Source organism: Thermopolyspora flexuosa (assembly GCF_006716785.1).
GTDB lineage: Bacteria > Actinomycetota > Actinomycetes > Streptosporangiales > Streptosporangiaceae > Thermopolyspora > Thermopolyspora flexuosa.
On sequence record NZ_VFPQ01000002.1, the window covers coordinates 119,043 to 142,043 of the forward strand.

Annotated in this window: 24 protein-coding genes; 13 read left to right on the forward strand and 11 right to left on the reverse strand. The window is 72.5% G+C overall.

Annotated features, from left to right (window positions below):
* Window positions 1-92 precede the first annotated feature (92 nt).
* The 7 genes from FHX40_RS22965 to FHX40_RS22995 form a co-directional block, all read right to left on the reverse strand.
* Complete coding sequence (locus FHX40_RS22965) at window positions 93-854, reverse strand: YwiC-like family protein (RefSeq protein WP_142262057.1); 762 nt, start codon at window positions 852-854, stop codon at window positions 93-95.
* A 204-nt stretch (window positions 855-1,058) separates the two neighbouring features.
* The gene (locus FHX40_RS22970; protein WP_142262058.1) at window positions 1,059-2,621 is read right to left on the reverse strand and encodes a multicopper oxidase family protein; all 1,563 of its coding nucleotides are present in this window, start codon (window positions 2,619-2,621) and stop codon (window positions 1,059-1,061) included.
* A complete protein-coding gene (locus FHX40_RS22975; RefSeq protein WP_170198971.1) occupies window positions 2,618-3,070 on the reverse strand; it encodes a hypothetical protein in 453 nt (150 codons plus the stop codon). Before FHX40_RS22975 ends, FHX40_RS22970 begins: the two co-directional genes overlap by 4 nt.
* 296 nt (window positions 3,071-3,366) lie before the next feature.
* On the reverse strand, window positions 3,367-3,657 hold the full coding sequence (locus FHX40_RS22980) for a hypothetical protein (RefSeq protein ID WP_142262060.1): 291 nt from the start codon (window positions 3,655-3,657) through the stop codon (window positions 3,367-3,369).
* A 139-nt stretch (window positions 3,658-3,796) separates the two neighbouring features.
* Window positions 3,797-4,483 carry a permease-like cell division protein FtsX gene (locus FHX40_RS22985; RefSeq protein ID WP_142262061.1) on the reverse strand — a complete coding sequence of 229 codons (687 nt, stop codon included), beginning with the start codon at window positions 4,481-4,483 and terminating at the stop codon, window positions 3,797-3,799.
* On the reverse strand, window positions 4,480-5,010 hold the full coding sequence (locus FHX40_RS22990; RefSeq protein ID WP_142262062.1) for a SigE family RNA polymerase sigma factor: 531 nt from the start codon (window positions 5,008-5,010) through the stop codon (window positions 4,480-4,482). The genes FHX40_RS22985 and FHX40_RS22990 overlap by 4 nt, the downstream gene beginning before the upstream one ends.
* Window positions 5,011-5,061: 51 nt before the next feature.
* Window positions 5,062-5,724 carry a GntR family transcriptional regulator gene (locus FHX40_RS22995; RefSeq protein WP_142262063.1) on the reverse strand — a complete coding sequence of 221 codons (663 nt, stop codon included), beginning with the start codon at window positions 5,722-5,724 and terminating at the stop codon, window positions 5,062-5,064.
* A 137-nt stretch (window positions 5,725-5,861) separates the two neighbouring features.
* On the opposite strand from FHX40_RS22995, the gene FHX40_RS23000 reads away from it, so the two are divergent.
* From FHX40_RS23000 to FHX40_RS23045, 10 genes are all read left to right on the forward strand, one after another.
* A complete protein-coding gene (locus FHX40_RS23000; RefSeq protein WP_170198972.1) occupies window positions 5,862-7,520 on the forward strand; it encodes an L-lactate permease in 1,659 nt (552 codons plus the stop codon).
* Between the two features lie 5 nt (window positions 7,521-7,525).
* Window positions 7,526-8,902: an FAD-binding oxidoreductase gene (locus FHX40_RS23005; protein ID WP_170198973.1), complete on the forward strand. Its 1,377-nt coding sequence runs from the start codon at window positions 7,526-7,528 to the stop codon at window positions 8,900-8,902.
* Window positions 8,899-10,122, forward strand: a complete 1,224-nt coding sequence (locus tag FHX40_RS23010; RefSeq protein WP_142262066.1) for a (Fe-S)-binding protein — start codon at window positions 8,899-8,901, stop codon at window positions 10,120-10,122. Before FHX40_RS23005 ends, FHX40_RS23010 begins: the two co-directional genes overlap by 4 nt.
* A gap of 13 nt (window positions 10,123-10,135) precedes the next feature.
* A complete protein-coding gene (locus FHX40_RS23015; RefSeq protein WP_142262067.1) occupies window positions 10,136-10,537 on the forward strand; it encodes a RidA family protein in 402 nt (133 codons plus the stop codon).
* An 81-nt stretch (window positions 10,538-10,618) separates the two neighbouring features.
* A complete protein-coding gene (locus tag FHX40_RS23020; RefSeq protein WP_142262068.1) occupies window positions 10,619-11,284 on the forward strand; it encodes a YdcF family protein in 666 nt (221 codons plus the stop codon).
* Window positions 11,285-11,596: 312 nt separating this feature from the next.
* A complete protein-coding gene (locus FHX40_RS23025; protein WP_211350482.1) occupies window positions 11,597-12,616 on the forward strand; it encodes a LacI family DNA-binding transcriptional regulator in 1,020 nt (339 codons plus the stop codon).
* On the forward strand, window positions 12,613-13,827 hold the full coding sequence (locus tag FHX40_RS23030; RefSeq protein ID WP_142262070.1) for an extracellular solute-binding protein: 1,215 nt from the start codon (window positions 12,613-12,615) through the stop codon (window positions 13,825-13,827). The genes FHX40_RS23025 and FHX40_RS23030 overlap by 4 nt, the downstream gene beginning before the upstream one ends.
* 138 nt (window positions 13,828-13,965) lie before the next feature.
* Window positions 13,966-14,946, forward strand: a complete 981-nt coding sequence (locus FHX40_RS23035; protein WP_229788560.1) for an ABC transporter ATP-binding protein — start codon at window positions 13,966-13,968, stop codon at window positions 14,944-14,946.
* Window positions 14,946-15,911: an ABC transporter permease gene (locus FHX40_RS23040; RefSeq protein WP_142262071.1), complete on the forward strand. Its 966-nt coding sequence runs from the start codon at window positions 14,946-14,948 to the stop codon at window positions 15,909-15,911. The genes FHX40_RS23035 and FHX40_RS23040 overlap by 1 nt, the downstream gene beginning before the upstream one ends.
* Window positions 15,908-16,798, forward strand: coding sequence for an ABC transporter permease (locus tag FHX40_RS23045; RefSeq protein WP_142262072.1), 891 nt, complete (start codon window positions 15,908-15,910; stop codon window positions 16,796-16,798). Before FHX40_RS23040 ends, FHX40_RS23045 begins: the two co-directional genes overlap by 4 nt.
* 44 nt (window positions 16,799-16,842) lie before the next feature.
* Here FHX40_RS23045 and FHX40_RS23050 read toward each other — a convergent pair whose 3' ends face one another.
* The gene (locus tag FHX40_RS23050) at window positions 16,843-17,664 is read right to left on the reverse strand and encodes an SAM-dependent methyltransferase (protein ID WP_142262073.1); all 822 of its coding nucleotides are present in this window, start codon (window positions 17,662-17,664) and stop codon (window positions 16,843-16,845) included.
* 277 nt (window positions 17,665-17,941) lie between these two features.
* Here FHX40_RS23050 and FHX40_RS23055 point away from each other — a divergent pair, with 277 nt between their 5' ends.
* The 3 genes from FHX40_RS23055 (at window position 17,942) to FHX40_RS23065 (ending at window position 20,016) form a co-directional block, all read left to right on the forward strand.
* Window positions 17,942-18,919, forward strand: coding sequence for an AEC family transporter (locus FHX40_RS23055; protein WP_142262074.1), 978 nt, complete (start codon window positions 17,942-17,944; stop codon window positions 18,917-18,919).
* A gap of 126 nt (window positions 18,920-19,045) precedes the next feature.
* Window positions 19,046-19,522 (forward strand): VOC family protein, encoded by a 477-nt coding sequence (locus tag FHX40_RS23060; protein ID WP_142262075.1) that lies wholly within the window; start codon window positions 19,046-19,048, stop codon window positions 19,520-19,522.
* Between the two features lie 101 nt (window positions 19,523-19,623).
* Window positions 19,624-20,016 carry a hypothetical protein gene (locus tag FHX40_RS23065; RefSeq protein ID WP_142262076.1) on the forward strand — a complete coding sequence of 131 codons (393 nt, stop codon included), beginning with the start codon at window positions 19,624-19,626 and terminating at the stop codon, window positions 20,014-20,016.
* 123 nt (window positions 20,017-20,139) lie between these two features.
* Here the strand turns inward: FHX40_RS23065 and FHX40_RS23070 are convergent, their stop codons facing one another.
* The 3 genes from FHX40_RS23070 to FHX40_RS23080 all read right to left on the reverse strand — a co-directional run bounded on the left by FHX40_RS23070 (window position 20,140) and on the right by FHX40_RS23080 (window position 22,868).
* Window positions 20,140-21,354: a hypothetical protein gene (locus tag FHX40_RS23070; protein ID WP_142262077.1), complete on the reverse strand. Its 1,215-nt coding sequence runs from the start codon at window positions 21,352-21,354 to the stop codon at window positions 20,140-20,142.
* A gap of 116 nt (window positions 21,355-21,470) precedes the next feature.
* Window positions 21,471-21,908 carry a DUF6098 family protein gene (locus FHX40_RS23075; RefSeq protein ID WP_142262078.1) on the reverse strand — a complete coding sequence of 146 codons (438 nt, stop codon included), beginning with the start codon at window positions 21,906-21,908 and terminating at the stop codon, window positions 21,471-21,473.
* Window positions 21,909-22,082: 174 nt separating this feature from the next.
* Window positions 22,083-22,868, reverse strand: a complete 786-nt coding sequence (locus tag FHX40_RS23080; protein ID WP_211350484.1) for an aldo/keto reductase — start codon at window positions 22,866-22,868, stop codon at window positions 22,083-22,085.
* Window positions 22,869-23,001 lie beyond the last annotated feature (133 nt).

Genomic DNA, 23,001 nt, shown 5'->3' on the forward strand with positions numbered 1-23,001 from the left:
CCCGCGGACGAGCGGCCCTGCCGTCCACTACCTCGCCGCTGACTCTTACCCACGCTGCCTTCCTACCACGAAGATCGCGAGGGTGCGGCGGCTCAGATCAGGGCGATGCAGGTGAGGAGCAACACCGAGTTGACGATCTCGGTGATGCCGATCTGTTTGGGGGTGAGGCCGCGCCGGGGGAGCAACGCCGCACGGGCCAGGAACCAGGCGAACAGCACGCCGGCCCACGGGCTCAGGTACGCGGCGGCGGCGAACGCGACCACGTGGTAGGCGATCGACCAGCGATGGTAGGCGGCGTTGCCGCGCTCGCGGATCATGGTCTTCACGTACGGCACGGTGCCGATGAAGTACGCCGCGCACAGCAGGAACGGGACGAGGACCGCGGACGGCGGCGTATCGGCGATGGTGGCCACGACGAAGACCATGAGGCAGCTCTCGGCGACCGAGGCGAGGTCGTTGCCGAGGTCGCGTTCCCGGCGCCGCCAGGCGTACCAGGCGTTGATCGCGAAGAGCACGGCGTAGGCCGGGGCGTACCAGAGCACGCCCGGCGCGGCGATCACGACGACGAGCAGCAGCGGCACGGAGATCAGGCCGTACACGAGGAGCTGGTCGCGGTATCGCCGGGGGCGGCGGGACTTGAGGGCCTGGAACACGAAGTAGGACAGCAGGTAGCCGCCGATCCAGGCGCCGAGCAGGGGCAGGGCGGGCCAGCGGAACCCGGCGGTGACGAGCCCGGCCAGGTACGGCACGGCGAGCATGGCCCATGCGCCGTGCTGGGGTGGCACGAACCGCCGCCGTCGGCGTCCCGCCGGGCGGCGTTCCGCCCTGCCGGTCACTGTGGCAGCGTCGTCCATGGTGCTCTCCGTGATCGCTGGAGATGCGCGCCCTCCGTCGTGCCGGGCGCACCCGGCGGCAGATGCGGCCGAGCCGCCCGGAGGGCCTGGGGCCAGGCTAGCGAACGGGGTGCCCGCCCCGATTCCGACGTTCGGCATCGGATAAAAGGACCTTCGGCCCGGATGTCCGGGCTCGTGGCGGGGGCGCGGCGGCGCGGCGGCCGGTCAGACGATCCGGAAGTCCGCCATCATCGCCATGTCCTCGTGCTCGAGGTTGTGGCAGTGGAACATGTACCGGCCCCGGTAACCGTCGAACCGCACGAGCACGTCGACGATCTCGTACGGCCGGACGTCCACGGTGTCCTTCAGGCCCGCGTCGGTCGCCTCCGGCCCCCGCGTGCCCCGGCCGAGCACCTGGAAGTGCGCCAGGTGCAGGTGCACCGGGTGGTGGAAGTCGCTGGTGAACCGCCACACCTCGGCGGTGCCGAGCCGCGGCTCGGCGATCGGCCTGCCCGGCTCGTACGGCTCGCCGTTGATCGTCCACATGTCGCCGGAGTCGTGCCGGGTACGCCGGAAGTCGAAGGTGCGCACGGTCACCGCGGCGGCCCGGTCGGCGGGCGGGAGCTCGGCGAGCCGCGGCGGGACGCGGCTGTCGTCGCGCACCCGCGAGGTGACCCGGAACCGCATGACGGCCCGGGTGTTCGGGCTCTCGCCGAGCGCGTTCACCATGGTGATCTCGGTGCCCGGCGGGTACCCGGAGAAGTCCACGACCACGTCGAACCGCTCCCCCGGCACGATCGTCAGCGAGCTGTGCTCGACCGGCGCGGCCAGCAGCCCCTGGTCGCTGCCGACCTGCACGAACCGCGCGCCGCCGGTGAGCTCGAGACGGTACCGCCGGGCGTTCGACCCGTTGAGCAGGCGGAGCCGGTACCGCGCCGTGCCCACCTCGAGCACCGGCCAGGGGGCGCCGTTGACCAGGATCACGTCCCCCTGCACGCCCTCCATGTACGCGTCCTCGACGCCGGGCCGTACCAGCAGGGTGGGGTCGAGCGACGGGTAGCGGAACGAGCCGTCCTCCTCGAACGCCCGGTCGCAGATGAACAGCGGGATGTCCCGCTCGCCCTTGGGCAGCGGCAGCGCGTCGTCCTCGTCGTCGCGCACGATCGCGAACCCGGCGAGGCCGCGCCACACCTGCGGGGCGGTGAAGTCCATGCGGTGGTCGTGGTACCAGAGCGTGGCCGCGCGCTGCTCGACCGGATAGACGTAGTCCTTCGCGCCGGAGTGGAACGTCCACACGGACGGGTCGTGGTGGCCGTGCATGCCGCCGGACGGCCGGAACGTGCGGCCCTCCGCCACCACCAGGTCGGTCGGGTACCCGTCGGAGTCGGCCGGGGTGACACCGCCGTGCAGGTGGGTGGAGGTCGGCACCGGCAGCTCGTTGCGGACCCGCACCGTGGTACGGCTGCCGCGGCGCAGCTCGAGCGTCGGGCCGGGGAAGGCGCCGTCGAACCCCCACACCTCGGTCGTCGTGCCCGGGATGATCTCGACGCGCGCGGCCCGCTGGGTCAGCTCGTAGCGGCCGGGCTCGACCGGCCGGGCGGCGGGCGGGATCGGCAGCGGCACGGTGAACGGGCGCGGCAGCCGGACCGCGCTGGTGAGCGTCTCGCCGGTGGCCTCGGCGGGCAGCAGGGTGGCGCCGATCGCCCAGCCCGCCCCGGCGAGGCCGGTGCCCGCGGCCACGCCGAGGAACGCGCGCCGGGTCAGGACGCGCCGGGACGGCGTGGTCATGCCCGCGTCCCCTGCGGGGCACCGGCCCGCTCGTCCCGGGCCACGGCGGGCACATCCGCCGCCCGGCCCTCGATGCGGCCCCACGCCCAGACGGCCATCACCGCGGAGATCCCGACGATCAGCATCGCGAGCGGGATGTGCAGGTCGAGGACGCGCCACAGACCGGTGGTGTGCTGCGCACCCTCGAGCAGCGTGAGCAGCAGGCTCAGCCACATCGGCCAGGCCGCCCCGCGCCCCGGCCGCCACAGCAGGATCGCCGCCACGAACTGCAGCGTGGCGAGGCCCGAGGCGACCTCCCCGTTGATCGAGTGCAGGCGCAGCAGGTCGACGTCCCCGGTGATGAACATGCCGGCGGTCACGCCCTGCGCGAGCACGGAGACCAGGTGCGCGGTCACGGTGACCCGGATCGACCAGACGATCCAGCCGGCCATGGGGGTTCGGCGCGACACGGGGTTCATGGGGAGGCGTCCTCCTGCAACGGTTTCGTACGGCACGCCGGCCGTACCCGGGATCGCCCTCAGCCGAGGGGAATGCCGTCTCGCGCGTACCGTATCCCGTGCACCCGTCGCCCCCGAATCCGGGTCGGGCCCGGCCCCGGCGGACCCGCGCGCCGCCTCCTGCCTGCGATTTCGCCCTCGTCACGCACCGATACCGGCCGATGCCGGACCGCTGCCGGGCATGGCCGCCGCGATCACCCGCGTGCCCCGCGGAGCCGCGCCCCACCTGGGGCCGGGCCGAGGCGCGCTCAGCCGGGCGGCGGGTTGAGAGGGCGGGCCCGCGCCGGCCAGTCCTCCGGGTCCGTCGCGTCGATGGGATAGATGAAGAACATGTCCGCGTGCCCGGAGGTCATCGAGTCCTCCGCCCACAACCGGCGGCAGCGCGTGCAGCGCAGCACGCCGAGCCGGCGGCCGGAGTCGCGGGCGACGACGGTGAGCAGGTGGGCGATCTCGTCGTGGTGCCGGGCCAGGGCCAGGGCCTCGCGCCGGTTCGCGGGGGCCGCCCAGGTGCCGTGGCCGCAGGGGCAGGAGCCGGGCATGGACACCGAGGGTACGGGCGAGCGCAGGGGCACGCCAGGCGCGCCGCCGGGGAAACCCGGGGGCCCTGCCGGGGCCGTGGGTCCCGCCGGCGGCGCGGCGCTCGCCGTACGGCCGGCCGTGCGCGGCGAGGCCGAGGGCTCAGCAGTCCGGCGGCGGTGTCCGGCCCGCGCGCTTCGCCTCCTCCGCTTCCTCCCGGGCCTTCGCCCGCTCCGCACACCGCTGGTCGACCACGGCGGCGACGCCGGGCATGGCCTGCGCGGCCTCGATCAGGGGGCGGGGGTCGGCACCCGGCTTGAGGTGGACGCGGTAGCTCTCCGGTAGATCGTCGGGCTTGGTCGCCTCGAGCAGGAGCTTGTTGTCCCGGTACATCCGCTTGAAGTTCTCGAACGCGGTGTGCCGATCCTCGAAGATCACCGAGTCGACCTCGGGCCGGTCGCGGAGCATCCGGCCCACGGCGCTGATCTCCGCCTGGGTCGCGGGTCGCGCGGCTGCGGGCGAGCCGCCCTGGCATGCCGTATACGGTGAGGTCTTGGTGCACAGGAAGACCGCGATGTCGCCCGCCGGGCTCGCCGTCTGGACGACGTACAGCGTGCCCGCCGCCGGGGTCGCCGCGGGCGCGACCGTGCGGAAGACCACCGATCCCCCTGCCACGGCCACCACCACGGCCGCCGCCGCGGCGGCGACGAGCACGGGCCGCCGGAGGCGCGGTGGGCGGGACGGGACCTGCCGATCCGGGGCGGCGAGCGGGCGGAGCACGGCCGGGTCGACCGTCCCGGCGGCCTCGCGGAGCGCCGCCCGCAGCCTGGCCTCCACCTTCCGGTTCATGCCTCCTCCTTCAGGGCCTTGCCGAGGGCGGCGATGCCACGGGCGATCGTGGAGCGCACCGTGCTCGCACCGATGCCCATGACGTCGGCGATCTCCGGGTCGGACAGCTCGAGGTAGTAGCGCAGGACGAGCGCCTCGCGCTGGCGGCGCGGCAGCCGCTGCAGCGCGGCGAGGACCTCGCGCCGCTCCTCGCCGATGAGCACGGCGCTCTCCGCCGACCAGATCGGCGGCTCGTACGGCGTGCGGCGGCGGAAGGCGAACGCCCGTCTGCGCAGCACCGACCGGCAGCCGTTGAGCACGGCGGAGCGCACGTACGTGAGCGCCTTGTCCGGGTCCCGCAGCCGCGGCAGACCGGCGTGGGTCCGCTCGAAGGCCTCCTGCACCACGTCCTCGGCGGTGGCCAGATCGCCGACCATGATCAGCGCGAGCCGTACCAGCCCGATGTGGTGCGCGGCGAAGATCGCGGCGACGTCCACCCGTTCTCGGGGAACGGCTTCCTCGGCGGTGGCCGGCGGTTCGACTCTCATGTCCCAGAGACGCGCGGCGGGCACGGATGCTGCTCGCGCCGGGACACGGAATCAGACCCGGGAGAAGACCTCCTGGAGGGAGCGGCAGGCGCCCTCGAGGTGGGCGCGCATGCGGCGCACCGCCTCGTCGGCGTCGCCGGCGCGCATCGCGTCGAGGATCGAGGTGTGCTCGGCGACGATGCGTTCCCGGCCGAGGGTGTGGCGGGTCTGCACCATCGACAGGTGGAGCTCACCTCGGATGAGGCGGTAGGCGCGCTGGTAGCGCGGGCTGTCGAGGGCGTCCACGAGGCACTGGTGGAAGCGCAGGTCGGCCTCGACGAACGCGCTGTGTGAGGCGTCGGGCTCGATGTGCCGGAGGTCCTCGACGGCGCGTGCGGCGGCGACGACGGGGACGGTGCCGCGTTCGATGAGCAGGCGCACGACCTCGGTCTCGATGGGTATGCGGATCAGAAACAGGTCCTCGACGTCCTCACGGGACAGGCGGGGCACACAGGCGCGCTTGTTCGCCTCCCGGTAGAGCAGGCCCTCGTGCACGAGCGCGGTGAGCGCGCTGCGCGCGGTCGGGCGGGAGACGCCGTACGTGGAGGCGATCTCGGCCTCGGTCATCGTGCTGCCCGGCGGGATCTGGCCGTCCAGTACGCGGTCCCGAAGGGATGCGGCGAGCGCGTCGACGACCGAGACGGTGGACAACCGGAGCGCGGCGTCCCGGGGCATGCACACCTCCCATGAAGCCTGCCCTCATTCTCTCACGCTCCGCGAAACCGACTGTTGACAGACAAGAAACATTGTCTGACACTTTCACATCACGGGGCGTGCAGACGGGGACACTCTCGATCAAAAGGAGCAGGGCCGTGGACGGGTACCAGCAGGTCTTCGACCCCGTAGCGGGGTCACTCGCGTGGAGCGCGCTGTTCGCCGCGCTTCCACTCGCCACACTCTTCGTGCTGCTCGGCGCGCTGCGCTGGAAGGCGTGGAAGGCCTCGATCGCCGCGCTGGCGGTGAGCCTCGCCGTCGCGATCTTCGCGTACTCGATGCCGGTCGGGCAGGCACTGCTCGCCGCGAGCGAGGGGGCGGCCTTCGGGCTGTTCCCGATCATCTGGATCGTGCTCAACGCCCTGTGGATCTACAAGCTGACCGAGATCACGGGCTACGACCAGGTGCTGCGCCGCGCCTTCGGCTCGCTCTCCGACGACCAGCGCATCCAGGCGATCATCATCGCGTTCTGTTTCGGCGCCCTGCTCGAGGCGCTCGCCGGCTTCGGCACCCCGGTCGCCGTCTCCTCGGTCATGCTCATGGCGGTGGGCCTGCGGCCGATGAAGGCCGCCGCGGTCTCGCTGGTCGCGAACACCGCGCCGGTGGCGTTCGGCGCGATCGCCGTGCCGATCACCACGCTCGGCAAGATCACCGGGCTCGACGCGGGCGCGCTCGGCGCCATGGTGGGGCGGCAGACCCCGGTGCTCGCGCTGTTCGTGCCGCTGGTGCTCGTGCTCATGGTCGACGGCCGGCGCGGCGTGCGGCAGACCTGGCCGGTGGCGCTCGTCGGCGGCGCCGCGTTCGCCGGGGCCCAGTACCTCACCGCGAACTTCATCTCGTACGAGATCACCGACATCGTGGCCGCGTTCGCCGGGGCCTTCGCCATCGTCGGCATGCTGCGCATCTGGCGGCCGCGTGAGGTGCTCACCGCCCAGGGCCCGATGCCGGTGGTCGCCGGGGCGGCCGTGGCCGACGCGCGGTTCGAGGCCGAGCACAAGCGCCGCCGTACCGGGGAGGGCTCGGCCACGATGGCCTTCGCCCCCTACCTCATCGTGGTCGCGCTGTTCGCCATCGCCACCTTCGGCCCGGTCAAGGCCTGGCTCGCCGAGCACTCCGGCTGGCAGTTCGCCTGGCCCGGCCTCAACGTGGTGAACGCCGCGGGCGAGACCGTCTCCTCGGTCACCTTCAACTTCAACCTGTTCAGCGCCGGCGGCACCACGCTGCTCGTGGCGGGCGTGCTCACCGCGCTGCTCTACCGGATCGGGCCGGGCCGTACCCTGCGGGCGTACGCCGACACCGTGCACCAGTTCCGCTGGACGATCGTCACCGTCGCGGCGGTGCTCGCGCTCGCCTACGTGATGAACCTGTCCGGGCAGACCGTGACGCTCGGCCTGTTCCTCGCCGAGACCGGGGCGCTGTTCGCCTTCCTCTCGCCGATCGTCGGCTGGCTCGGCGTCGCCGTCACCGGCTCGGACACCTCCTCGAACTCGCTGTTCGGCATGCTCCAGTACGCGGCGGCCGAGAAGACCGGCATCTCCGCCTACCTGCTCGGCGCGGCGAACACCACCGGCGGCGTGCTCGGCAAGATGATCTCGCCGCAGAACCTCGCGATCGCCGCCGCGGTCGTCGGCATGGAGGGGCGCGAGGGCGAGCTGTTCCGCAAGGTGGTCGGCTGGGGCGTCGCGATGCTGATCGCGATCTGCCTGCTCGTCTACCTGCAGTCGACGCCGGTGCTCGGCTGGATGGTCGTGGGGTGATGAACATGCGTGGGGACCTGGCGAGGGACTTGGCCGGCATCGTGGGCGAGCGCCACGTACGGGTGGACGACGGCGCCCTCGCCGCCCACGCCCGCGACGCGACCCCGCTGTTCGAGGCGTCGCCGCAGGCCGTGGTGTACCCGGGCAGCACCGCCGAGGTGGCGGAGATCCTGCGGTACGCCACGGCGAACCGGGTGCCGGTCGTGCCGCGCGGCGGCGGGTCGAACCTCTGCGCGGCGGCCGTACCGCTGCACGGCGGCATCGTGATGGTGCTCACCAGGCTCAACGAGATCCTCGAGATCAGCCGCGAGGAGCTGCTCGCACGGGTCCAGCCGGGCGTCACCACCGCCGCCCTGGCCGCCGCGGCCGCCGAGCAGGGCCTGCTGTACGCGCCCGACCCGGGCAGCCACACGGTGTCCACGATCGGCGGCAACATCGCCACGTGCGCGGGCGGGCTGCGCGGGCTCAAGTACGGCGTGACCCGCAACTACGTGCTCGGCCTGGAGGCCGTGCTGCCCACCGGGGAGATCATCCGTACCGGCGGGCGGCTGTGGAAGGACGTGGCCGGGTACGACCTCACCCGGCTGCTCACCGGCTCCGAGGGCACCCTCGCGGTGATCACCGAGGCCACGGTGGCGCTGCTGCCCAAGCCGAAGGAGAGCGGCACCGGCGTGGCGTACTTCGCCTCGCTCGCCGACGCCTCGCGGGCGGTGACCGCGGTGATCGCGGCCGGGATCGTGCCGGCCACGCTGGAGTTCCTCGACCACAAGTGCATCGCCGCGGTGGAGGAGTTCGCCAGGCTCGGGCTGCGGCTCGACGCGGGGGCGCTGCTGCTGTTCGGCGACGACGGGGAGGCCGACGCGGTCGCGGCCAACCTCGACCGGATCAAGGGCATCTGCGCCGACATCGGCGCGCTGGAGGTGACGCTCGCCGAGAACGTCGCCCGCGCCGACGCGCTGCTCGCCGCCCGCCGCTGCTCGCTGCCCGCGCTCTCCCGGCTCGGCCCGCTCACCGTGCTGGAGGACGTGACCGTGCCGCGGCACCGGCTCGCCGAGATGGTCGACCGGATCGACGAGATCGCCGACCGGTACGAGCTGCGCATCGCCACCTTCGGGCACGCCGGGGACGGCAACCTCCACCCGACCTGCGTGCTCGACCCGCACGACCACGCGGCGATCGAACGCTGCCACAAGGCGTTCGCGGAGATCTTCTCGGCCGCGATCGCGCTCGACGGCACGATCACCGGGGAGCACGGGGTGGGCGCGGCGAAGCTGCCCTACCTCGAAGAACGCCTCGGCGCCGACCAGGTCGCCCTGCTCGGGCGGATCAAGCGCGCCTTCGACCCCGCAGGAATCCTCAACCCCGGAAAGCTCGGATCATGACCCACCGCCCCGCCTCCGACGCCCGCCCCGACGCGCACGCCGGGGAGGGCCGGCCCGCGCCCGCCTCGGCGGGGATCTTCGACCCCGGGCTGCTCGACCGCTGCATCTCCTGCGGGTTCTGCCTGCCGGTCTGCCCCACCTACAAGCTCACCGGCCAGGAGACCTCCTCCCCGCGCGGGCGCATCACGCTCATGCGGGCGCTGGAGGCCGGGAAGCTCGCCGACGGCGACCCGACGCTCGCCGAGGAGGCGTCGTTCTGCCTCGGCTGCCGGGCCTGCGAGACCGTGTGCCCCGCCGGAGTGCGGTACGGCGAGCTGCTCGAGCAGTGGCGCGACCACCAGTGGCGGGGGCGGCGGCGGCCGCTCCTCGCCCGGCTGCTCATGGCCGTGGTGTCCCGGCCGGGCCTGCTGGCGCTGCAGCGGCTGGTCCGCCGGTACGCCACCGGGCGGGGCGGGCCGCGGCGCGGAGCCGTACCCGCGACCGCCCCGACCGGATCCGGCACGGCCCGGTCCGGCGGGGCGCCGGCGCGGGACGGTGCGGCCCGCCCCGCCTCGCTCATGCTCGGCTGCGTTGAGCGCGGCCTCTACCCGGAGGTGTCCCGGGCCGTGCTGAGGCTGCGGCCCGAGCTCGCCGTACCCGGCGGGCAGGGGTGCTGCGGGGCGCTGCACGCGCACAACGGCGACTCGGCGACCGGGCGGGAGCTCGCGCTCAAGCTGGGCGAACGCCTCGACGGCGTGATCGTGACCACGGCCGGCGGGTGCGCCGCGCACCTCGCCCACCACCTGGGGCGGGAGCGGGTGGCCGAGCTGAGCGAGTACCTGGAGCGGACCGGGTACCGGCCGGCCGGCGAGGTCCGGGTCGGCGGGCGGCGGGCCCGGGTCGCGCTGCAGGACTCCTGCCACCTGCGGAACGCGCTCGGCGTCACCCGGCCGCCGCGCGAGCTGATCGCCGCGGTCGCGGACTACGTCGAACTGCCGAACGCGGGCGACTGCTGCGGGGCCGCGGGCACCTACTCGCTGCTGCGGCCCGCCGACAGCCGTGCCGTACTCGACCCCAAGCTGGAGGCGATCGAGGCGGCGGGCGTCGACTACGTCGTCGCGCTCAACCCCGGCTGCCTGCGCCAGCTCCGGCAGGGGCTGCGCCGGGCGGGCAGCAAGGTCAGGGCGATCCACCTCGCCGAGCTGCTCGCCATGGCCGAAAACGGCTCGACGGCCCGCTGAGCCGCCCGCGAGGATGTCGGCCACGGCATCCCGCAGGTTGATCTCGAGCGGCTCGCCGTTCGAGGAGGAGATCGGGTACTCGCGTGCGGTCGTGGCCGACGGCTGGGTCTTCGTGTCGGGCACCACCGGCTTCGACTACACGACCATGACCATCTCCGGCGACCCGGCGGAACAGGCCCGCCAATGCCTGCGCAACATCGAGGCCGCGCCGGCGGAGGCGGGCTCCCGCCTGGCCGACGTCGTCCGGGTCCGCTACCTCGTGCCCGACCCGGCCGACTTCGAGCGCTGCACGCCGGTCCTCCGCGAGTTCTTCGGCGACATCCGCCCCGCCGCCACCATGCTCTCCTGCGGCCTCGCCGACCCGCGCATGCGCATCGAGATCGAGGTCACCGCCCGCATCGGCAGCGGCGGCTGACCCCGGCCCAGGGTGGAACCCCGGCCCGGTGGGTACGCGGATCCGGTCCGAGGCCCGCACACCGACCGTCGGAGGCCGGCGATGAGCGAACGTCCCCCGGTGACGCCGGAGCAGTGGGCCGATGCCGCCCTGGTCTGGGACTACCACCGCCTGGGGCACGCACCGCGGCCGTGCGCGGTCGCGATCGGGCTGGGCAGCCACGACCTAGGGGTGGCGGGCCATGCCGCGAAGCTCTATCACCAGGGCATGTTTCCGTTGGTGGTCTTCACCGGCGCGACCACTCCGTCCACCGCCGGCCGGTTTCCGCGCGGGGAGGCCGTGCACTTCCGGGAGCACGCGCTCGCGCTCGGGGTGCCGGACGAGGCGATCCTCGTGGAGCCGCGGGCGCGGAACACCGGGGAGAACATCGCGTTCAGCCGGGCCCTGCTGCGCGAACGGGGGATCGCGCCCGAGTCGGTGATGCTGGTGAGCAAGCCGTACATGGAGCGCCGTGCCTACGCGACCTGTCGCCGGCAGTGGCCCGAGGTGGAGGTGGTCTGCGCCTCCGCGCCGCCGCCGCTGCGGGAGTACGCCCGGACCATTGGTGACGACCACCTCGTCATCGACATGCTCGTCGGTGATCTCCAGCGCATCCTCGAGTACCCGAAGCGGGGCTTCGCCATCCCCCAGCACGTTCCCGAGCCGGTGCTCGCCGCCTACCGGAGGCTCGTCGCGGCCGGCTTCGACACCCGGTTGATCACCGCCTGATCGTCACCCGGCCGCTCGCGGCCGGACGCGTCCGTCCCAACCGTGACGGGTGAGCTGACCGGGTTCCCGGCACGTTCTGCAATCGATTGCACAACCCACTTCGCACACGTGTCATACACGAGTCACGCGTACGGCATTCGACGCAGGCCGTACCGCAACCGCATCCGAACCGTACTTCACCGCGTCTTCACTGGTCATGCGGGCTTTACCGACAGGTCCCGCCAGTACCGTCCCTGGGCCGCGGCGACTTTTTCGCGCACTGTTGTTGACATGTTCCACAACCGCTTTCATTCTGGGTGCGCCATGGATGACGTGACCGAGGTTCCCGAAGCATCCCGGCCGGTGACCATCCACATGGTCGCGGCGTCGGCCGGGGTGTCCGCTTCGACGGTGTCGCGCGCGCTCAACTTCCCCGAGCTGGTGAAGCCGGGGACCCGGGAGCGCGTGCTGGAGACCGTGGAGCGGCTCGGATACCAGCCGAACCGGGCCGCGCGGTCGCTCGCGTTGGGGCGGACGGCCTCGCTGGGACTGATCGTGCCGGACATCGCCAACCCGTTCTTCGCGCCGTTCGCGAAGGTGGTTCAGGCGCGGGTGCGGGAGGCGAACTACGCGCTCTTCCTCGCCGACACCGACGAGAACCCGTCGACCGAGGTCGAGCTCGCCCTGGCGATGTCGCAGCAGGTGGACGGGCTGATCCTGTGCTCGCCGCGGATGCCCGGCCGCAAACTGCGGACGATCGCCGCCAGGACGCCGGTCGTGGTGGCGAACCGGCTGAGCCGGAGCGCGCCGTCGATCGCGCTCGACTACGGGCCGGGCATCCAGCAGGCCGTGGCGCACGTGCACGCGCTCGGCCACCGGCGGTGCGCGTTCCTGGCCGGGCCGGGCGGCTCCTGGTCGAACCGGCAGCGGTTGCGGACGTTCAGGGCGCAGTGCGAGTCGTACGGCATCGAGCTGGTGGTGCTCGGGCCGTACGAGCCGGTGTTCAGCGGCGGCTATCGGGGGGCCGACGAAGCGCTGGCGGCCCGGGTCACGGCGATCTTCGCCTACAACGACATGGTCGCGCTCGGCGTCATGTCGCGGCTGGCGGACCGCGGTGTCCGGGTGCCCGACGAGGTGAGCGTCGTCGGGTTCGACGACATCGAGGTGGCGTCGATGACCTCACCACCGCTCACCACCGTGGCGATTCCCGTCGAAGCGGTGGCCAGGGCCTCCGCGGCCCTGCTGCTCTCCCTGCTGGCCGAGACCACTCCCCAGCGGCCGGCGGCGCAGGAGCTGGCGACGCGCCTCGTGATCCGGAACACCACCGGAGTGCCAAAGGAGGACCGAACATGAAACCCCCCCGCCTGTCCCTCCTCGCCGGATTCCTCACCCTCGGGCTCGTCGCCGGGGCGTGCGGCGCGCCGGAGCCCGCCCAGGGGTTCGTCCCCGAGCCGGCCGCCGCGGACGTGACGATGCCGAGCGAGCCCGTCACCCTCAACATCGTCGACGTCGCGGGCAACCTGCAGCTCACCCAGCAGATCTTCGACGACTACGCGGCGGCGAACCGCGACAAGGTCGCCCGCATCACCTACACCAAGGTCACCTCCCCCGAGCTCGCCGGAAAGGTGAAGGCGCAGCAGGACGCCGGGCGGCTCGACATCGACCTCGTGCTCACCGGCACCGACGGCCTGTCCGCCGGGCTCGAGCAGGACCTGTGGGTGGACCTCGCCGGGAAGTACCCCGACAAACTGCCCAAGCCGAACTACCTCGAGCCCGCCGCGAAGATGAACGAGCTCGCCCAGGGCAGGGGCGTGGTGATCACCTACTACCCGTCCGGGCCGCTGCTCGAGTACAACCCGAAGACCGTGCCGAACCCGCCCAGGACGGCCGAGGAGCTGCTCGAGTGGGCGAAGAACAACCCGGGCAGGTTCACCTACGCCCGCCCGGCGAACTCGGGTCCGGGCCGCACGTTCATCATGGGCCTGCCGTACATCCTGGGCGACTCCGACCCGATGGACCCGATCAACGGGTGGACCAAGACCTGGGAGTACCTCAAGGAGCTCGGCAGGTACGTCGAGTACTACCCCACCGGCACCTCGCAGACGATGAAGGAGCTCGGCGAGGGCACCCGGGACATCACCGTCACCACCACCGGCTGGGACATCAACCCGCGGGTGCTCGGCCAGGTGCCGAAGGACTTCAAGGTCGGCACGCTGGAGGGCTTCACCTGGGTGACCGACGCCCACTACATGGTCGTGCCGAAGGGCATCTCGGGCGAGAAGCTCGCGGTGCTGTTCGACCTGATGACCTACGCGCTGGCCCCGGAGCAGCAGGCGATCACCTTCGACAAGGGCTACTTCTACCCCGGCCCGGCGGTGCAGGGCGTGACCCTCGACATGGCCCCGGCCGAAAGCCGGCAGGCGATCCGTGACTTCGGGCGGCCGGAGTACGACGAGCTCATCGACAAGCACCCCAAGGCGGTGCCGCTCGACGCGAAGGCGCTGGTGCAGGCGTTCGAGCGGTGGGACAAGGAGATCGGCGGGGACAAGGTGAAGCAGTCGTGAGCGGCGGGGTCGTCGAATCGGTGCGGCCGCAGGACGGCTTCGAGACCCTGCGCATGGAGGGCGTGACCCGCCGGTTCGGCTCGTCCGTGGCGCTGAGCGATCTCAACCTGACGAATCCGGGGCGGCGAGTTCATCGCCCTGCTCGGGCCGTCCGGGTGCGGCAAGTCGACGGCGCTCAACTGCCTGGCCGGGCTGCTGCCGCTGAGCGGCGGCAGCATCTGGCTGGACGACCGGCGCATCGACACGCTGCCGCCGGAGCGCCGCGGGTTCGGCATGGTGTTCCAGAACTACGCCCTCTTCCCGCACCTGTCGGTCCGCAGGAACGTCGGCTTCGGGCTCGCCATCCGCAAGGTGCCGAAGGACGAGATGCGGCGCCGGGTGGACGAGGCGCTGAAGCTGGTGGAGCTCACCGAGCACGCCGACAAGCTGCCCGGCCGGCTCTCCGGCGGCCAGCAGCAGCGGGTGGCGATCGCCCGCGCGATCGTGATCCGGCCGCGGCTGGTGCTCATGGACGAGCCGCTGTCGAACCTCGACGCCAAGCTGCGGCTGCAGATGCGCACCGAGATCCGGCGGCTGCACCAGTCGCTCGGCCTGACCACCGTGTACGTCACCCACGACCAGGAGGAGGCGCTCGCGCTCGCCGACCGGATCGTGGTGCTGCGCGCCGGCCGGGTCGACCAGGTGGGCACGCCGGAGGAGGTGTACACCGACCCGGTGAACACCTACGTCGCCGGGTTCATGGGCTACCGCAACCTGCTCCGGCTGCCGGTGGCCTCGCGCAGCGGCGACCGGGCGGTGCTCGCCGAGCCGGGGCTGCGGCTCACCGGCACGGTCCGCGAGGAGTTCACCGGGGACACCGCGATCGCCGCGATCCGGCCGGACGACTTCCGCGTCGTTCCCGAAGGGGGCGGGAGCGAAGGGGAGCGCGACGGCATCCGGATCACCGTGGAGGTGGTGGAGTTCCACGGCCGCGAGGTCGCGGTGGAGGGCGTCACCGAGACCGGGCGGGTGATCCACTGCCGGCTCGCCGAGCGGGTCGCGCCCGGGGATAAGATCGAGGTCTGCGCGCCGCCGGAGCGGGTGCTCGTGTACGGCCCCGGCGGGGAGACGGGGGAGTGATGGCCGAACCTCGCACGGTCGCGGACCCGCGTCCGGCGGAGCCGGCGCCGAAGCCCGGCCCGGCGGGCGCGCCCGCCCCCGGCGCCACCCGCCCGCCGCTGCGGCACCGGCTCGCCGAGCGCGGCATCGACCGGCTGCTGCTGCTGTTGCTGCCCGCGGTCGCCACGCTGATCGCGCTGTTCCTCTACCCGATGATGTACGGCGTCGGCCTGTCGCTGCAGCCGCGCAGCGGCGGGATCTTCGCCAACTACGTCGAGTTCTTCACCGATCCGTACCAGAGCGGCACGGTGTGGAAGACCATGCGGCTCGCGCTGCCCGCGGCGCTGTTCAACGTGCTGGCCTCGGTGCCGATCGCCTACCGGCTGCGCGGCCGGTTCCGCGGCAAGCGGCTGCTCACCGCGATCCTCGTGCTCCCGGTCACCCTCGGCACGGTGCTCGTCGCCGACGGCATCCTGCGCTACTTCGGCCCGCGCGGCTGGTTCAACCGGGTGCTGCTCGAGCTGGGGCTCATCGACGAGCCGCTGCGGCTCATCTACAACTACTGGGGCGTGATGTTCTCCCTGATCATCACCGGGTTCCCGTTCGCGTTCCTGCTCGTGCTGTCGTACCTGTCGGGCATCGACCCGACGCTCGAGCGGGCCGCGGCGACCCTCGGCGCGGGTCCCTGGCAGCGCGTCCGCCGCATCACGCTGCCGCTGCTCGCGCCCGGCCTCGCCACCACGTTCATCCTCTCCTTCGTGCTCGCCTTCTCGGTGTTCCCGTCGGCGAACCTGGTCGGCGAGCCCGCGGACGAGACCCGGGTGATGGCGATCGCGGCCTACCAGGCGGCGTTCGAGAGGTACGACTACACGATGGCGTCGACGATCGCCGTGCTCATGGGCGCGTTCGAGCTCGTGGTGATCGCGCTCGTGCTGCTGTGGCGCGGGCGGCTGTACACCGGGCACACGGGAGGTAAGGGGGCATGAGCGCGACCGGAACGACCGCGGCGCGGGCGGCCGGACCGGCCCCCGGGTTCCTCCGGCGGGCGCTGCGTGCCGGGCCGTTCGCCTGGATCGTGTGGGGCGGGGTGGCGTTCTTCCTCGCCAACCTCGCCGCGCTGATCCTCTCGGTGGTGGTGAACTCGTTCGCGGTGAACTGGTTCGACGGCTGGCTGCCGTCGGCGTTCACCACGGACTGGTACGCCGAGGCCTGGCGGGAGTTCAACCTCGCCGACGTGCTGCTCGTCACGCTGATCGTGGCGCTCGTCGTGGTGGGGCTGTCGCTGCTGTTCGGGGTGCCCGCGGCGTACGCGCTCGCCCGGCGCGACTTCGTCGGCAGGCAGGCGGTGATGCTCCTGCTCTTGCTGCCGGTGCTGCTGCCGCCGATCACGTACGGCATCCCGCTCGCCACGCTGATGTACAAGATCGGCCTGGCGGGCTCGCTGGCCGGTGTGATCGCGGTGAACCTCGTGCCGGCGCTGCCGTTCGTGGTGCTGGTGATGACCCCGTTCATCGAGCAGATCGACGTGAACATCGAGGCGGCGGCGCGGATGTGCGGGGCGGGCACCCGGCAGGTGTTCACCCGGGTGCTGGTGCCGCTGCTCGTCCCGGGCATCCTCGCCGCGGCGGTGCTGGTGCTCGTGCGCACGGTGGCGATGTTCGAGCTCACCTTCCTCGTCGCCGGGCCGGACAGCCAGACCCTGATCGTGGCGCTGTACAGCGCGGCGTTCACCCCGGGCATCCGGGCGGCGCAGGCGATCGACGCGATGGCGGTGATCTACACGCTGCTCTCCGCCACGCTGCTGGTGATCGCGCTCTCCTTCGTCAACCCGACGCAGATCGTCGCCCAGGTGAAGGAGGTCAACCCCGAGTGATCCGGGTCGCGCCGGCCGTGTCGCGGGGCCGGTCGGCGCGACCGTCAGGCAGCCTTGACCACGCGGGCCACGCCCCAGACCTCCCACGCCTTGTTCGGCCGCTCCGAGAAGAACGGCGACTCCGGGCGCCACTCGCGGGCGTACACCAGGCCCGGCTCGACCGGCTCCATGCCCTCGAAGAACCGCGCCACGTCCGTGCGCATGCGCACCACGTCCCGCGGCCGCCTGAAGTACCTGGCGTACACCTCGCTGAGCGGCGCGGCGATCTCGGGCCGTACGTCGAAGACGATGTGGCTGATCGCGACGAGGCTGCCGTGGGGCAGGGCGTCGCGCAGCCGCGCCACCGCCTTGTGCGGGTTCTCCGAGTCGGGGATGTACTGGAGCACGGCCCGGACGAGCACGCCCACCGGGCGGTCGAGGTCGATCAGCCGCCGCAGCTCGGGATCGGCGAGCAGCTCGTCGACGTGCATGATGTCGCCGGGGACGATGGCGACGTTCGGGTCGGCCGACAGCAGGGCGCGGGCGTGGGTGAGCACCACCGGGTCCCGGTCGACGAAGGCGGTGCGCACGGCGGGGTTGAGTTGCCGCGCGACCTGCTGGGTGTGGTGGCGCGACGGCAGCGTGGTGGCGATGTCGATGAACTGGTCGATGCCCTCGCTCACCATGAACCGGACCACCCGGGTACGGCACGCGTGGTGCTCCCGGACGATGTCCCGGAGCTCGGGAGCGATCGCGAGCATCGCCTCCGCGGCCTCGCGGTCCACGGCGAAGTTGTCCTTGCCCCCCATGAGGTAGTCGTGCATGCGAGCGAGGCTGGGGTTCCTGGTGTCGATGGCCGCGAGCCGCCGCCGAACCTCCTCGCTCATCCCGTCGCCCCCTCCGCTCACCTCTCGCGGTGTCGTTTCGCGGTGTTCGTCGTGGTGTCGGCGCACCCTTGCAGCGCGGGTCACGTGCGCGGACGGCACCGCTGCGATGTCGGGTTTTCACCCGATCTTGTCACGCGGACGTAACCCGACTTGCCGCTGGTGTAACAGTAAGACCCGGCTGTTCGGATTGGCCACCGGTATCGGACGATCACCGCGAGACCCGGTGAGGGTTGTCCCTGTTTCATCCTGGTAATGGCCATACGCGAGAATCGACCGAGTGTCGGGCATCGTCGTGGCGTTCACGTCCCTGGCGTCGGTCGCCGCGCTGGGCTACCTCGCCGGTGTGGCCGGGGTGCTGCGCGCGCAGGACGAGGCGGTGCTGTCCCGCCTCGCGTTCTTCGTCGCCGCGCCCGCGCTGCTGTTCACCACCATCGCCACCGCCGACCTGAGCACGATCCTCTCCCCCGTGCTCGTCACCGCCGTGGTCTCGGTGGCCGTGGCGCAGGCGATCTTCGTGCTGGTGGCGCGCGGGCTGTGGCGGCGGCCCCGGTCCGAGGTGACGATCGGGGCGCTCGCCTCGTCGTACGTGAACTCCGGCAACCTCGGCATCCCGATCAGCGTGTACGTGCTCGGCGACGGCGCCCTGGTCGCCCCGATCCTGCTGTTCCAGCTGCTCGTGCTGGCCCCGGGCGCGTTCCTGGTGCTCGACGCGGGCGGCGACGGCGGCCGGGACGGGCCCGGGCGGCCGGGCCGACGGGCGACCTGGGGCAGGGTGTGGGGAGTGCTGCGGCGGCCGCTGCGCAACCCGATCACCGTGGCGAGCCTGCTCGGTCTCGCGGTGGCGCTCGCCGGGCTGGAGGTGCCCGAGCCGATCATGCAGCCGGTCTCGCTGGTGGGCGCGGCCGCGGTGCCGGTCGCGCTGCTCGCGTACGGCCTCGGCCTGAGCGGCGCCCGGCGCGGCGGCGCGCCGGACGACGCGGGGGAGACCACCGGACGCAAGGACGTGGTGCTCGCGGTGGTGCTCAAGTGCCTCGTCCAGCCGGTGGTGGCCTACCTCACCGGGGCGTTCCTGCTCGGCCTGCACGGCACGATGCTGCTCGCCGCCACGCTGTTCGCCGCGCTGCCGACGGCCCAGAACATCTACGTGTTCGCCAGCCACTACCGGACCGGGCGGCGGCTCGCCCGCACCACGCTCATGGTGACCACGATGCTCGCCATCCCGATCATGATCGTGGTCAGCGGGCTGCTCCGCTGAGCGCGCGCCGTGCCCGCCGTACCGCGCACCGGACCGGCCCCCTTACCGGCGCGGCGGGGTGACGGCTAGGCTACATGGTTGAAATCTCAATTAAATCGCGGCCGCGCGGCCGGAAGCGGGGTGCACATGGAAGTCAAGGAACTCGGGCATATCGTGCTCTACGTGCGCAACCTGGAGCGCTCCGTCCGCTTCTACCGGGACGTGCTCGGCTGGCGGCAGATCCTGCCCGACGGCGACAAGGGCCGGGACGTGTTGCCGGTGCCGGTCGCCGCGTTCGCCGCGCCGTCCGGGCGCACCCACCACGAGCTGCTGCTCATCGAGGTGGGCGAGGACGCCGCCGGCCTGCCCCGGGGGCGGCGCGTCGGCCTCTACCACTTCGGGCTGAAGGTGGGCGACAGCGACGACGAGCTGCGCGAGGCGGTGCGCACCCTGCAGGAGGCGGGCGTGCCGATCCTCGGCGCGAGCGACCACACGGTCACCCACAGCGTGTACATCGCCGACCCGGACGGCAACGAGATCGAGCTCTACATCGACGTCCCCGGGGTGAACTGGCGCGAGGACCCCACGCTCATCGCCTCCCCGATCAAGCCGCTGCGCCTCTAGCACGCCCGGCCGGTACGGCAGGCCCGGCCGGAATCGATCCCGCCGGACCGGCCGCGCGCCACCTAGGCTGGTGGGCGGAGCCGTGCACGAGGAGGGCGCCAATGGACCCGATCGTCCCCACGCTGGCCGCGATCCTCACCGCGCTCGTCGGCGGGGCCGCGGGCGAGGCCGGCAAGAGCGCCTGGGAGTCCCTCGCCGCCCTGGTGCGCCGCCGGTTCGGCCGGGACCGCCAGGCCCTGGAGGCCGTGGCGCGGCCGGACGCGGTCGCGCCCGGCGAGCTCGCGAGCCTGCTCGGCGAGCGCGCCGCCGCCGACCCCGAGTTCCGGGCGGCGCTGGAGCGGTGGCTGGCCGAGGCCGGGCCGGTGGCCCGGCGCGCGGCGGGCGACCCGGTCAACGACACGGTCAACATCGTGAGCGGCCACGTCGGCGGGAACGTGATCCAGGCTCGCGAGATCCACGGATCGATCACCTTCGGCGGCGACCCGCGCCGCTGATCCGCCGGGCCGTACCGGAGCGGGCACCGCGACGGCCTGCGCCCCGGCGGGGCACAGGCCGTGCGGTGAGGAGCATGGGATCGGGCTCGCCCGTCCCGTCAGGTGGTCTCAGGACGGCGCCGGTCAGCGGCGGGTGGTCCGGTCGATGCGCAGGCTCGGCACGGGGTGCGGGCCGTCGATCTCGAGCCGGTACTCCTCGCCGGACTTGTGCCGGTTGTCGGTGATCACCTGCTCGCTCGGGATCATGCCGTCGCCGTTGATCTCCCGCTGCCAGCGCTCGAAGCGCTCGTGCATGTCGCGTACGTACCCGGTGCCGAGGGTGGTCACGTCGATCTGGGTGGCCAGCAGCTCGCGGATGTAGGCGCGGTTCGGCTCGAAGGTGACCGGCGCGGGCAGCTCGGGCGCGCAGACCTCCTCCGGGTCCCGGCCGTCGTGGCGGCGGAACAGCTCGGCGGCGATGCGCAGGTGCTCGAGCTCCATGTTGAGGTGGAGCTCCCAGACCCGCTTCACCTTCTCGTCGGTCTCGGTCTGCATGAACGAGTGGTACATGTAGCACTCGTTGTACTCGTGGTTGAGCAGCATCTCCCACCACGACTCGCCCGGGTCGATCAGCGACTCGTAGTGCGTGACGTGCTCCTCCTCCACCAGCCCGATCTCCTGGTAGAGCTGGCGGGCGATCGGCTCCATGTACATCGGGCCGACGTTCATGTAGAAGTTCATCGTCTGCTGCTCGGCCGCCATGATGGTGAGCGCGTGCAGCTTGGAGATCGGCGCCGTGGCCTGCCGGTCGTAGTGCTCGCGCACGTTGTCGATCGGGTGCCGGTGCTGGATGTACGTCGGCCGGCCCGGCATCACCTCGGTGAGCTGGTCGACCACCTGCTCGGCCCGGCGGTGCTCGATCATCTCGTAGAGGTTGGCGTACCGGTAGAGGTGGTCGAAGTCCTCCAGCACGCCGAAGTTGTAGGCCTGCTGCAGGTACGGGTCGGGCTCCATGCGCGCGACCCACGAGGTGAGGTCCGTGGCCACCTGCTCGTAGGCGAGGACCGTCTCCAGGACCGAGTTGAACCCGGACAGCAGCCAGTTCACCGTACGCTGCTGCTGGGCCTCCATGTACCGCACGTGGGCGAGCCGCTGCCGCGTCTCGGTGTCCGGGCAGTGCCGGGCGAGATGGTGGTTGAAGAAGATCGCCTCGGTCTCGATGCCGTTCATCGTGATGATGCGGCACCGGGTGTACGGGTCGGCGTGGTCGGGGTCGATCGGGGTGACGTTGAGCTCGCTCCAGTTGCGAACCTGCTTGTCGAGGGGTATGCCGCGCTCCTGCAGAGGATTGAACGTCATGGGTGTCCCTTCGTGAGCCTCGACGGCATGGAACACCCCGCGACTACCCGCAGGCCGCGCCTCCAACCGGCGCCCCGCGCCCCACACGTGACCCTTTGACCTGCCAAAACACAGAATCAACCGGTCGAATCCCGACCGGCGTCGAAGACCGCCCGGTAGTGCGCGCGGGCCTGCGCGACCGCCCGCTCCCCCAGCCACGCCACCGGGCGCACGTCGCCGACGAGCGGCTCGTGGTCGGGGCCGCGGCCCACCTCACGCCCGGCGAGCACCCAGCCGCGCCGCCGGTCGTCGGCCTCGGCGAGGTGGGTGTACTTGCACACCTGGCGGGCGAGCCAGTCCCTCAGCGGGCGGGTCCACCAGCGCTCCGGCGACAGCACGGTCACCGAGAGCCCGGGCAGCGGCAGGCCGCTCTCGTAGTCCCTGCTCGGCCTGTCCCTGTCCGCCTCCGGGCCGCGCGAGTACCGCAGGTAGAGCCCGGGCCGCTCGCGCACGAGCGCCTCCAGCCGGTCGAGATCCTCCACGACCGGCAGGCCGGCCTCGGCGTCCTCGGTCATCCCGGTTTCCCCGCGCTTCCGGTACGGCACGGCACGCGCGGCCGGGCGGCGGCCCCCTGCCGGCGCGCCGCCCGGCCACGCCGTGACCTCGGCCGTGCCGTACGGCGTCGCGAATCCGACTGCCCGCCCGGGGCGGGCCTACACCCCGGCGGGCCGGCGCGACGCGGCGGTCGTTCAGTCGGCCATCGCGTCGATGCGGGCCATCTCCTCGGCGGAGAGGGTGAAGCCGAACAGGTCGGCGTTCTCGGCGATGCGCTCGCGCCGCGCCGACTTGGGGATGACGACGATGTCGTGCTGCAGGTGCCAGCGCAGCACCACCTGGGCGGGGGTGACGCCGTGGCTGCGGGCGATCTCGGCGAGCACCGGGTGGCCGAGGTCGGTGCCCTTGATCGGGCTGTAGCCCTCGACCACGATGCCGCGCTCGCGGTGCTGGCGGAGCAGGCCCGCGCTGTGCCGGGGCGGGCTCCACGGGATCTGGTTCACCGCGGGCGCCTCCCCGGTCGCCCGGGTGATCTCGTCGATCTGCGCGATGCTGTGGTTGCTCACGCCGACCGCCCGGGCCAGCCCGCGGTCGCGCGCGTTGAGCATCTCCTGCCAGGTGCGCACGAGCACGTCGGGGCTCGGCGGCCAGTGCACCAGCCACAGGTCGACGTAGTCGGTGCCGAGCTCCCGCAGGCTGCGCTCGATCGTCTCGCGCTCGCGGCCCGCGTTGCCCTGCGGCAGCTTCGTGGTGATGAACACCTCGCCGCGGTCGATCCCGCTGTCGCGTACGGCCCGGCCGATCTCGGCCTCGTTGCCGTACATCGTCGCGGTGTCGATATGCCGGTAGCCGAGCTCGAGCGCGGCCCGCGTCGCCTCGTACGCCTCCTGTCCGGTGAGCCGCCAGGTGCCGAAGCCGACGACGGGCATCACCGCCCGGTCACCCAGCCGTACCGTGGGGATTTCACGTGTCCGCGCCATCACGTCCTCATCTCTGCGCCGGCCCGCCGTCCCGGTACGCGGGGGGCGCGGCGCGCCTCGCCGGGATCGGCGAACGGCTGTTACGTACCCGGTCGGCGGCTCGCGGGCACCATCTCCGCCCGCCGGAGCGTAC

What these genes read in the sequence shown, in the direction of transcription:
- FHX40_RS22965 (WP_142262057.1), bottom strand. Translation starts at nt 854, where the DNA reads ATGGACGACGCTGCCACAGTGACCGGCAGGGCGGAACGCCGCCCGGCG.
- FHX40_RS22970 (WP_142262058.1), bottom strand. Translation starts at nt 2,621, where the DNA reads ATGACCACGCCGTCCCGGCGCGTCCTGACCCGGCGCGCGTTCCTCGGC.
- FHX40_RS22980 (WP_142262060.1), bottom strand. Translation starts at nt 3,657, where the DNA reads ATGCCCGGCTCCTGCCCCTGCGGCCACGGCACCTGGGCGGCCCCCGCG.
- FHX40_RS22985 (WP_142262061.1), bottom strand. Translation starts at nt 4,483, where the DNA reads ATGAACCGGAAGGTGGAGGCCAGGCTGCGGGCGGCGCTCCGCGAGGCC.
- FHX40_RS22990 (WP_142262062.1), bottom strand. Translation starts at nt 5,010, where the DNA reads ATGAGAGTCGAACCGCCGGCCACCGCCGAGGAAGCCGTTCCCCGAGAA.
- FHX40_RS22995 (WP_142262063.1), bottom strand. Translation starts at nt 5,724, where the DNA reads ATGCCCCGGGACGCCGCGCTCCGGTTGTCCACCGTCTCGGTCGTCGAC.
- FHX40_RS23005 (WP_170198973.1), top strand. Translation starts at nt 7,526, where the DNA reads ATGCGTGGGGACCTGGCGAGGGACTTGGCCGGCATCGTGGGCGAGCGC.
- FHX40_RS23010 (WP_142262066.1), top strand. Translation starts at nt 8,899, where the DNA reads ATGACCCACCGCCCCGCCTCCGACGCCCGCCCCGACGCGCACGCCGGG.
- FHX40_RS23015 (WP_142262067.1), top strand. Translation starts at nt 10,136, where the DNA reads ATGTCGGCCACGGCATCCCGCAGGTTGATCTCGAGCGGCTCGCCGTTC.
- FHX40_RS23020 (WP_142262068.1), top strand. Translation starts at nt 10,619, where the DNA reads ATGAGCGAACGTCCCCCGGTGACGCCGGAGCAGTGGGCCGATGCCGCC.
- FHX40_RS23030 (WP_142262070.1), top strand. Translation starts at nt 12,613, where the DNA reads ATGAAACCCCCCCGCCTGTCCCTCCTCGCCGGATTCCTCACCCTCGGG.
- FHX40_RS23040 (WP_142262071.1), top strand. Translation starts at nt 14,946, where the DNA reads ATGGCCGAACCTCGCACGGTCGCGGACCCGCGTCCGGCGGAGCCGGCG.
- FHX40_RS23045 (WP_142262072.1), top strand. Translation starts at nt 15,908, where the DNA reads ATGAGCGCGACCGGAACGACCGCGGCGCGGGCGGCCGGACCGGCCCCC.
- FHX40_RS23050 (WP_142262073.1), bottom strand. Translation starts at nt 17,664, where the DNA reads ATGAGCGAGGAGGTTCGGCGGCGGCTCGCGGCCATCGACACCAGGAAC.
- FHX40_RS23060 (WP_142262075.1), top strand. Translation starts at nt 19,046, where the DNA reads ATGGAAGTCAAGGAACTCGGGCATATCGTGCTCTACGTGCGCAACCTG.
- FHX40_RS23065 (WP_142262076.1), top strand. Translation starts at nt 19,624, where the DNA reads ATGGACCCGATCGTCCCCACGCTGGCCGCGATCCTCACCGCGCTCGTC.
- FHX40_RS23070 (WP_142262077.1), bottom strand. Translation starts at nt 21,354, where the DNA reads ATGACGTTCAATCCTCTGCAGGAGCGCGGCATACCCCTCGACAAGCAG.
- FHX40_RS23075 (WP_142262078.1), bottom strand. Translation starts at nt 21,908, where the DNA reads ATGACCGAGGACGCCGAGGCCGGCCTGCCGGTCGTGGAGGATCTCGAC.
- FHX40_RS23080 (WP_211350484.1), bottom strand. Translation starts at nt 22,868, where the DNA reads ATGGCGCGGACACGTGAAATCCCCACGGTACGGCTGGGTGACCGGGCG.